Origin of the sequence: Streptomyces sp. NPDC002130 (assembly GCF_040296465.1) — a bacterium.
Taxonomy (GTDB): domain Bacteria; phylum Actinomycetota; class Actinomycetes; order Streptomycetales; family Streptomycetaceae; genus Streptomyces.
This window is the reverse complement of the sequence record NZ_JBEOXI010000538.1, coordinates 1-2,563: the sequence shown is the minus strand read 5'-3', so window position 1 is coordinate 2,563 and position 2,563 is coordinate 1. Positions and strand designations below refer to the sequence as shown.

Sequence of the window (2,563 nt, the reverse complement as noted above, 5' to 3'; positions counted from 1 at the left end):
GTTGCTGCGCTGATCACGGCGCCGACGAGGGCAATCGCTCCGAGGACGAGGTAGGCGTGGGCGTAGCTTCCGGTCCAGGTGGAGAGCCCGAAATCAACGCCCCCAATCGGCGGGTCGCGAAGCGAGTGCTGATCGAGGACACCCAATTCGGCAAACCTGATACCACTGTCGGCGGTGCGTTGCGTCGATCCAGTGCCCGGAAAGCTGTGTCCACCACCTGAGTTGCCGTCTGCATTCGGCCGACCGCAGCATCTTCGGACCCGACGACGTCGAAGAACTCGGTGCGCGTCGGACCGGGGCATACCGCCAATACGGTCAATCCGCTACCGCGAGCTTCTGCCCACAGTGCTTCCGTGAAGTTGAGTACAAAGCGGACCCCTGTAAAAAAAGTTCCAGACTACCGAGGCCAGTCAGGAGACCCCCACCCCCTGAATAATTTCGGGGGCGGGGTTCGCCGAGGTCAGACTTCGATCCATGCGGGCAGTCCAGCGACCGGAGAGGGTGAATGCGCGCCAGTGACGGCGGGCCGAACCTCATCCCTTTCGCCGTCGCCCCGTTCGCGATTGCAGCGCTTGTGAAGCAGTCGATCCGCGAGCATTCCTCCGTGCGAGCGGGGAAGGCTGTGATCCGCTTCGAGCCCGTTATGGTCCCAATTCAGCGACGCATCGAGATACATGGCATTGCCGCACCAAAAGCAGGTCGAGCCATCGACATGTCGATCAAGCAGTCGACGACGCTGCTGTTGATGCATCCATCCAAGTCCCCGTTCAGTCGTGTTGGCTGATGTCACATCGGGAACAACGAGCCTTGCTGGCTGCCTGCCCTGCGCTGTGACGGGAAGATTCGACCGATACCGGGCAAGCGAACGCTCTCGTTCGCATTGCTTGCACCGCTTGAAGCGGGTACCTCGGTGCCTGTTGTAGTAGAACTCGGAGGCTGGCTTCACATTTGCGCATGATGCGCAGACCTGAACACCGGCTACTATCGTTGTCATGTCGACTCCTTCACAGTCGGCAATGCCCCAGAGGGAATGCAATCCTTCTGGGGCACTTATTGTTTGAGGCATTCAGTTCCTGCCTCGAATCAGGGCCAAGCCATCGCCCGATGTCCGAGCGCTTCCAGGTCGACCTTCGCCTCGGCGACGGGGACCCCCGTCAGTGCAGGTCTGAGATGGTCTCGCGACCCCTCTCCCCGCTCCCTGTTGCAGGTGCCATGAAGAAGGCGATCCGCCTTGGTTCCGCCATGAGCCCTCGCTCGCGAGTGATCGGCATGCAGTGATTCGCCATCGCGATTCCTCGCCGCATCTCGGTACATCGGCACGCCACACCACCAGCACGCCGACCCATCGACATGCGATCGAATGAGTCGTTCACGTTGCTTCTGATGTGACCAACCAAGTCCGCGTTCAGTTGTCGACTTGGCTGTTGCCATCAGCCTCTCGCTTCGATCTGCGCCTTCACTCGGGCTCGCTGCTCGTTCAACCGGTCGACCGCGTCGGAGTTGCCCATGCGAGTAGCTCGTCCGATGAGTACGTCAACGTCGAAGGGCTGGTCTTTAAGACTCGGCATCGTTGGCCTCCTCGATCTTGACGAGCAGCTGCCTCACCACATCGGCGTGTGCCTTGGCCTTCGATGGATGCTTGGCATTGGCGCCACATGGATGCGCGGCCACCCACTCACCACCGGGCGTCTGCGACAGGTCGATCTTCTCGGCGTCGTAGAAGTCTTCGGGATTCGGCGTGGGCCAGGTTCCGTTACCGTCGTGAACCCACGCCATGTGCATGGGAATCAGGTCCGAGAAGATGTGTTTGCTCATCGCGATCACCTTGCCCTGGAACCACATCACGTCCTCGGGACGAATCTCGTGGCCGACCTGGAGGAGCGCCGCGATGTCCTCGGGCGCTCCCATCGACGTCGTGATCGGCGATCCGACGCGGTCGACCTCTCGCCACACCAGTGCCATCGCTTCGCTGATCGCCTGGACTTCCAACACCACTCGCCCGTAGTCCAAGTCGAGCAGGCCACCGGCGAAAGCGGGCCCGACCATTCCTCCCATACCTGCCCACTGCAGCTCTCGATGCTCGAGTTGGAGTCGCTCGTAGAACTGGAAAGTGTTGGTCAGGTTTCCGAGATTCGCGTGTACCCCGTCGAACGGCGTCCACGACGCGAGATCGATACCTGCGGATTCAGTTCCCACTGCGAGCCAGTACTGCTTGAGGAGGGTCTGATAGCGGTACGGGTCTACACCCGACGCTCGGGCAGCATCGACCAGACTCCGCAGCGTCGCGGAATCCGACGGGAGTAGCGGATGCAGACCGCCCGCTGCTTCGGCGTTTGCGTTCACTGCTTCGAGGTCGAGGTACCTGTCCAGGTCACCAGTGCCCGCGGACGCCCGGCTTCCCAGTACGACCGCACCTCCGATACCTGCCGAAGCGACGAGAACTGCGCGCGCAAAATCCCTGCGCGTCAGAGACTTCCGCAGCGCGAGGCGATCGCCGTCGACAGCACCGTGCCCCAGAGCTGCTGGGCCGGCAGGTCGGAGTTGCCGATGACCGAGCCCAGGT

At 61.8% G+C, this 2,563-nt stretch carries 3 protein-coding genes and 1 pseudogene; 2 read left to right on the top strand and 2 right to left on the bottom strand.

What is annotated here, in order from left to right:
- Both ABT116_RS42420 and ABT116_RS42415 read left to right on the top strand, forming a co-directional pair.
- Nucleotides 1-221 (top strand): hypothetical protein (locus ABT116_RS42420; protein WP_351645892.1); only part of this gene is annotated, 221 nt, incomplete at its 5' end.
- A 284-nt stretch (nt 222-505) separates the two neighbouring features.
- On the top strand, nt 506-784 hold the full coding sequence (locus ABT116_RS42415; RefSeq protein ID WP_351645887.1) for a hypothetical protein: 279 nt from the start codon (nt 506-508) through the stop codon (nt 782-784).
- Nucleotides 785-1,554: 770 nt separating this feature from the next.
- Here the strand turns inward: ABT116_RS42415 and ABT116_RS42410 are convergent.
- The gene (locus ABT116_RS42410; protein WP_351645882.1) at nt 1,555-2,343 is read right to left on the bottom strand and encodes a hypothetical protein; all 789 of its coding nucleotides are present in this window, start codon (nt 2,341-2,343) and stop codon (nt 1,555-1,557) included.
- 137 nt (nt 2,344-2,480) lie between these two features.
- Nucleotides 2,481-2,561 (bottom strand): annotated as a pseudogene (locus tag ABT116_RS42405) (alkyl hydroperoxide reductase); the annotation flags it as partial.
- Between the last annotated feature and the right edge of the window lie 2 nt (nt 2,562-2,563).